At 62.4% G+C, this 6,555-nt stretch carries 3 protein-coding genes; all 3 read right to left on the bottom strand.

Annotated features, from left to right (window positions below; translation table 11 throughout):
- Positions 1 to 241: 241 nt before the first annotated feature.
- Positions 242 to 2,572, bottom strand: a complete 2,331-nt coding sequence (locus MPC4_RS16205; RefSeq protein WP_174513431.1) for a xanthine dehydrogenase family protein molybdopterin-binding subunit — start codon at positions 2,570 to 2,572, stop codon at positions 242 to 244.
- Positions 2,572 to 3,048 carry a (2Fe-2S)-binding protein gene (locus MPC4_RS16200; protein WP_174513432.1) on the bottom strand — a complete coding sequence of 159 codons (477 nt, stop codon included), beginning with the start codon at positions 3,046 to 3,048 and terminating at the stop codon, positions 2,572 to 2,574. The genes MPC4_RS16205 and MPC4_RS16200 overlap by 1 nt, the downstream gene beginning before the upstream one ends.
- A 328-nt stretch (positions 3,049 to 3,376) precedes the next feature.
- Positions 3,377 to 6,052: a magnesium-translocating P-type ATPase gene (gene mgtA, locus MPC4_RS16195; protein ID WP_174513430.1), complete on the bottom strand. Its 2,676-nt coding sequence runs from the start codon at positions 6,050 to 6,052 to the stop codon at positions 3,377 to 3,379.
- Between the last annotated feature and the right edge of the window lie 503 nt (positions 6,053 to 6,555).

Here is a 6,555-nt window from a genome sequence, read left to right as displayed (position 1 = left end):
CACAACCGCCGGAGAAGCCTATGAATGCGCCGTCGCCAGAAGCTTCGCCGCAAGCCTCTACAGCGCACTCATCCAAGCCAGCCAGCAATACGCCCTTTGGGTTCAGCTCAAAGACGAGGCTTGAAGCAAACGCGCCAGCCCTCGGGGCGGCAACGCGGCAAACGCGCGTCTTCTTGCTCGGCGAAACGGGCCCGCGCCGCCGACGTGCGAGGGCGGATTGAACCGCCCTCGCCAAAGCTTGTTACGCTTTCAGCTGGTCGCGAATCGGCAGCTGCCTCACACGCCGTCCCGTCGCCGCGAAGATCGCGTTGACGATCGCCGGCGCGACCGGCGGCACGCCGGGCTCCCCGACGCCGCCGAGCACATGGTTGTAATCGGCGAGCGGCAGCAGATGGACGTTGATCTCCCTGGGCGCCGCGTCGATGCGGGTGATCTCGTAGCCATCGAAATTGTTCTGCTGCGCACGGCCGTCCTTGAAGCTGATCTCGGCGGTGAGCGCGAGGCCCATGCCCATCACCACCGCGCCTTCCATCTGAGAGCGGATGCGTTCGGGATTGACCTGCGGGCCGCAGTCGATCGCAATATCGACGCGGGGGATCGTGATGGCGCCTTTATCGTCGACGGCGACTTCCGCCGCGACGGCGGTATAGGTCACGAAACTATAGTGCCCGGCGACGCCGAGGCCGCGGCCCTTCGGCATCTTGCGGCCCCAGCCGATCGCGCTGGACGCCGTCTCGATCACGCGGCGCAGGCGGCCGGTGTCGATCGGATAGAGTTTCGGATCTTCGCCGTGGTTCCACCCGTCGCCGAGGCTGGTCGGGTCGATGACGCGCGCCGGGCCGATGAGCTCGAGCAGATAGTCTTTTGGATCGCGCCCGGCCGCATGGGCGAGTTCCGCCACGAATGACTGAATCGCGAAGGCGTGCGGAATGTTCGACACCGAGCGGAACCAGCCGATGCGGACATGGGCCGGCGCCTCCGGGTTTTCCATCCGGACATTCGGAATGGCGAAGGGCATATTGATAAGGCCCATGCCGAGTTCGAACGGCTGTTCATGGTCCGCGCCCGCCGCGAAGATCGAGGCGATTGTCGGCGCGACGCTGCGATGCAGCCAGCCGGTCGGAAAGCCCTTTTCGTCCAGCGACGCTTCGAGACGTTCGACCGAGACGGTGTGATAGAAGCCGTGATGGATATCGTCTTCGCGCGTCCATTGCAGCTTGACGGGGGCGCCGTCCATCGCCTTGCTGCACAAAGCAGCCTCGACCACATAATCAGGCTTTGATTTGCGGCCGAAGCCGCCGCCGAGCAGACTGACATTTACGGTCACATTCTCTTCGCCGACCCCGAGCTGGCCGGCGACGAGCGTGCGCGCCGCCTGCGGCGCCTGAACCGAAGTCCAAATGTGGCAATGACCGTCAGTAATCCGCGCCACGGCGGCCATGGGCTCCATCGGCGCCTGCGCGAGATGGGGCACGTAATATTCCGCTGACACGCGCTTGGGCGCCGTCGCGAAGGCCGCGTCGACGTCGCCCTGGGAACGAACCACCTTGCCGGGCTTGCGCGCGGCCTTCTCGAGCTCGGCGCGGAATGCGGCCGAGTCATAAGCGGCGTTCGGCCCGTCGTCCCACACGATGTTGAGCTTTTCGCGCCCCTTCATCGCCGCCCAGGTGCTTTTGGCGATGACGGCGACGCCGCCGAGCGGCTGGAACTTGACCGGCGCCGACGGCGGAGCGATCTGGATCACCTTGACGACGCCGGGAACCTTCAGCGTCTCGGCGGCGTCGAAGCTTTTGACCGTGCCGCCAAACACCGCCGGCCGGGCGACGACGGCGTAAAGCATGCCATCAAAGCTCTTATCGGCCGCGTAGAGCGCCGCGCCGGTCGTGATGGCGCGATTATCGACAATCCCGAGCGTCCCCTTGCCGATATAACGGAAATCCTTGGGGTCCTTAAGGACGACGGACTCCCGCGCCGGAACCGGCAATTCAGACGCTGCCTTGGCGAGCGCGCCATAGCCGAGGCTCCGGCCGGACTTGGCATGGGTGACGACGCTGTTCTCGGCCTTGATTTCGCCCAGCGGAACGCCCCATTGCTTGGCGGCGGCCTCGATCAGCATCAGGCGCGCAGCCGCGCCGGCATGGCGCATATGCATGAAGAAATGACGCGTCGAACGCGAGCCGTCAGTGTCCTGATTGCCATATCTGGCTTCATCGCCCTCGGCCTGCTTCACATGGACCTTCGCCCAATCGGCCTCGAGTTCATCGGCGATCATGATCGCCCAGCCTGTGCGGACGCCCTGCCCCAAATCGGAGCGCGGGCAGGTGATGGTTACGGCGCCGTCATCAGCGATCGAGACGAAGACTTTGGGGTTGTCCTGCCAGCCGTGCGGCATGCCGTCGGCGCCGAACGCCTTGGGCTTGGCTTCTTCCGCGTTAGCGGCGCGCGGGAGCGACACGGCGAGAACCAGGGCGCCCATGCCGCCAAGCAGGCCGCGCCGGCTGACGTTGACGATCTCGCCGCCGGCGGCCTCTTCGACCGAGGCGGGCCGGGAGAAGGAATGATCATGGGTCATCACAGCCCTCCCTTGCCAGAATGCGCCGTTGCATTGGCGGCCTGCTTGATCGCCGCGCGGATGCGTGGATAGGTTCCGCAGCGGCACAGATTGCCGCTCATTCCATTGTCGATCTCTTCATCCGTGGGCTTTGGCGACTCCTTGAGGAGCGATGCGGCCTGCATGATCTGGCCGGCCTGGCAATAGCCGCACTGGGCGACGTTCAGCTCGCGCCAGGCGATCTGGACGGGATGGTCGCCGTCGGGAGAAAGCCCCTCGATCGTCGTGATCTGTTGGCCGTCGGCGCTGGATATGGGGGTGGCGCAGGCGCGCGTAGCCGTTCCGCCGAGATGGATGGTGCAGGCGCCGCATAGGGCCTGTCCGCAGCCGAATTTCGTTCCGGTCAGGCCGAGTTCGTCACGCAGATACCAAAGCAGCGGCGTGTCCGGATCGCCGTCGAAGGTTCGCGCTTCGCCGTTCACCGTCGTCTTAATCATCATTCAATCTCCAATGGAGCGGCTGAAGCGTTTCAGCCGCCGAGTTGGCAAAGTCCGCTTGTCTGGAAAAAGAAGTCCAACGAGCCAACGCTCTCAGGCGCTTATGTTCGAGCAATGCGGCCACATTGCCAACTCACAAATACGCCAGCGCCGAAAAGCGTGCTCAGGAGAGTCGACTTTTTCGGCGCGGAATTGACGATGCGATGAGCAATCGCCGCGCCGATTGCGCGATTGCGCGCCAAAAGCGGCGATTCAGCGCTTTTGCTTTAGCTTGCGCGCGCGTCGGAATGCCGCGCGCGGCTGCGGTCAGCGCGCGTGGCGCCAGAATTCACATGCCCCAGCGGCGCACGAACCAGGTTTTTACGAGATGCGTCAGGATTGCGTAGCTCAAGAGGAAGCTTGCGACGATGGGCCAGTAGAGCGGCGGCAAGGGCGTGAACTTCAACGCCGCGCCTACGGGGGTAAAGGGCAGCGCAATGCCGATCGCGCAGATCGTGACGCTGGTCGCGATCAAGGCAGGGCTGGCGCGGCTTTGCAGAAACGGGATCTTCGCGGTGCGGATGATGTGAATGATGAGCGTCTGCGTCAGCAGGGATTCGACGAACCAGCCGGTCTGGAACAGCGATGGATTGTTCCAGCCATCGAAAACATAGAGCATGATGAAAAAGGTCGCATAGTCGAAGATCGAGCTTATCGGCCCGATGAAGACCATGAACTTGAATATATTGCCAATGTCCCATTTGCGCGGGACCTCAAGATAATCTTCGTCGACATTGTCTGTCGGGATCGCGGTTTGCGAAAAATCATAGAGCAGGTTGTTGGTGAGCACCTGGATCGGCAGCATCGGCAGGAAGGGCAGAAAGATGCTGGGGCCAAGCACGCTGAACATGTTGCCGAAATTAGAGCTTGCGCCCATCTTGATATATTTGGTGATATTGCCGAAGACCTTTCGTCCTTCGATGACCCCTTCCTGAAGCACCATCAGGCTCTTTTCGAGCAGGATGATGTCAGCGGATTCCTTGGCGATGTCCACCGCCGTGTCGACTGACACGCCGACGTCGGCGGCCTTGAGCGCCGGGCTGTCGTTGATGCCGTCGCCGAGAAAGCCGACGACATGGCCCTTGGCGTGAAGCGCCCCGATCACGCGCGCTTTCTGGGCCGGGGAAAGCTTGGCGAAGACGGTCGTCGATTCCACAAGCTCGGCCAGGGCCCCGTCGCTCATCTGTTCGATTTCGGGACCCAGCGCGACGCATTTTACCTCGAGGCCGACCTCGCGGCAGATCTTGCGGGTGACGATCTCATTGTCGCCGGTCAGAATCTTGACTGCGACGCCGGATCGATTGAGCGCTGCGATGGCGGCGCCGGCGCTATCCTTCGGGGGGTCGAGAAAGGCGATATATCCGAGCAGCGTCAGCTCGCTTTCGTCCTCGACTGAATAGCTTGGCTTGAGATCAGCAATTTCCTTGTAAGCGATGGCGACGACGCGAAAACCGTCCTCGTTGAGCGCCAGAGTCTCGGCTTTCGCGGTCGCAAGATGAGATGCGTCCAGCGCTCCGCGTTCGCCGCCGAGTTCATAATGCTTGCAAACGGCGAAAACTTCCTCGACGGCGCCCTTGCAGATGAGGACATGCGTCTCGTCTTCGCGCGACAGAATGACGGAAAGCCGCCTGCGGACGAAGTCGAAGGGAATTTCGTCGATATTCTTGTATTGGTGCTGCAGATGAAGGTTCTTGCCGAGCTCGATATGTTGCAGGACCGCGACGTCGAGCAGATTTTTGAGACCGGACTGATAGTGGCTGTTCAGATAGGCGTACTCCAGGACCCGCTCGCTATCTTCGCCGCAAATGTCGAGATGCAGCTTGAGGATGATGCGGTCCTGCGTCAGCGTGCCGGTCTTGTCGGTGCACAAGACATCCATGGCGCCGAAATTCTGGATCGCGTTGAGGCGCTTCACGATCACGCGTTTCTTCGACATCGCCATCGCGCCTTTGGCGAGATTGACGGTGACGATCATCGGCAGCATTTCCGGCGTCAGGCCGACCGCGACGGCCACCGCGAATAAAAGCGCCTCGAGCCAATTGCCCTTCGTGAAGCCATTGATCAGGAACACGGCGGGAACCATCACCAGCATGAATCTGATCATCAGCCAGGTGAAGCGGTTGACCCCTTTGTCGAAGCCGGTCAGTTCGCGCCGCCCGGCGATCTGTTCGGCGAGCTGGCCGAAATAGGTCCTCGCCCCCGTATGCACGATCACGGCGGTTCCAAATCCGCTGACCACGCTGCCTCCCATGAAACAGAGATTGGGCAGGTCGAAGGGATCGGCGACGCTCGCGTCCGCAATCGCCGGCGATTTCTCGGACGGCATGGCCTCGCCGGTCAAGGCCGCCTGATTGATGAAAAGATCCTTCGCGGTGAGGATTCTGAGGTCGGCCGGAATCATGTCGCCCGCGGAAAGGCGCACGATATCGCCGGGAACAAGTTGGTCCATCGGGATGTCGATGAATCCATCGGGCTGGCCTTCGCTGGCGTCAAGGCCGGCGCCGCGTCGCTTGACTCTCGCCACGGTCTTTACCATGGCGCGGAGCTTGGCGGCGGCGTCATTGGAGCGATGCTCCTGGATGAACGCCGTCGTGATGGCGAGGACCACCATGATCGCGATGACGACGGATGCGCGGATATCCCCGAGGAAATAAGACATGGTCGCGAGGCTGAGCAAAAGCCCGTTCAGGGGATTCTTCGCGCGGCCCCACAATTCGCGCAGGACGCTCGGGCGTCCCTCCTGAGTGACGAGATTAGGTCCAACCGACGCCAGCCTTGCCGCCGCCTCATCGCGCGTCAGCCCCTCGGGCGAGGCCCGAAGCAGCGGCCAGATCTCCGCCTGCTCCAGGCGGCTCACAGCGAGAATCTCCTTCGACAGAACGATGTCGGTATCGCACGCCTGTGGATGGCGGTTGGGGGGCGCCTGAAAAAACTTTAGATGATCGAGGAGAGTCTGGCCGTTCATGCGCGCCGCCTTTTCGATGTCCGTTTCGCGTCGACCAATTCTCGCGCAGTCGGAGTCGGGTCGAGGCCTTTCAGTCTCGCCCCGAGCCGGAGGGGGAGGCGGTTTGCCGGCTTTCGCATGTCTCGCACAAGGTTCATCAGCCGCGTCCTGCGAGCGCCGCTCCTATGATCTGGAACGAGCGATGCGTTTATCAGCCATTCGATAGCGACTGCATGTGTCAATGTGCTTACGATCCACCGGCCGCGCCAAGGCGCCCGGCTGCTCTTGCCGATGCAAATAGGCCTACAACGGGAATTGGGCCGCCACCATTGATCGCGATCAAGGGGCGCGAGCCTCGTTTGGAGCAAGTTCGAGGCCTTAAGGGGGCGAGGAGCCGATGACCAGCTCAAACTACATCCGCTGGTTTGAAGACCTCAGCGGCGCCGATGTCGCCATCGTTGGCGGCAAAACGGCCTCTCTCGGCGAACTCTGCTCGGGGCTTTCAGGCCAGGGCGTCAAGGTTC

It is taken from the genome of Methylocella tundrae, assembly GCF_901905185.1.
Classification (GTDB): Bacteria; Pseudomonadota; Alphaproteobacteria; order Rhizobiales; family Beijerinckiaceae; genus Methylocapsa; species Methylocapsa tundrae.
This window is presented reverse-complemented; position numbering and strand designations above follow the sequence as displayed.

Excerpts from the sequence above, each read along its gene's own strand:
- MPC4_RS16200 (WP_174513432.1), bottom strand. The coding sequence starts at position 3,048 with ATGATTAAGACGACGGTGAACGGCGAAGCGCGAACCTTCGACGGCGAT.
- mgtA (WP_174513430.1), bottom strand. The coding sequence starts at position 6,052 with ATGAACGGCCAGACTCTCCTCGATCATCTAAAGTTTTTTCAGGCGCCC.
- MPC4_RS16205 (WP_174513431.1), bottom strand. The coding sequence starts at position 2,572 with ATGACCCATGATCATTCCTTCTCCCGGCCCGCCTCGGTCGAAGAGGCC.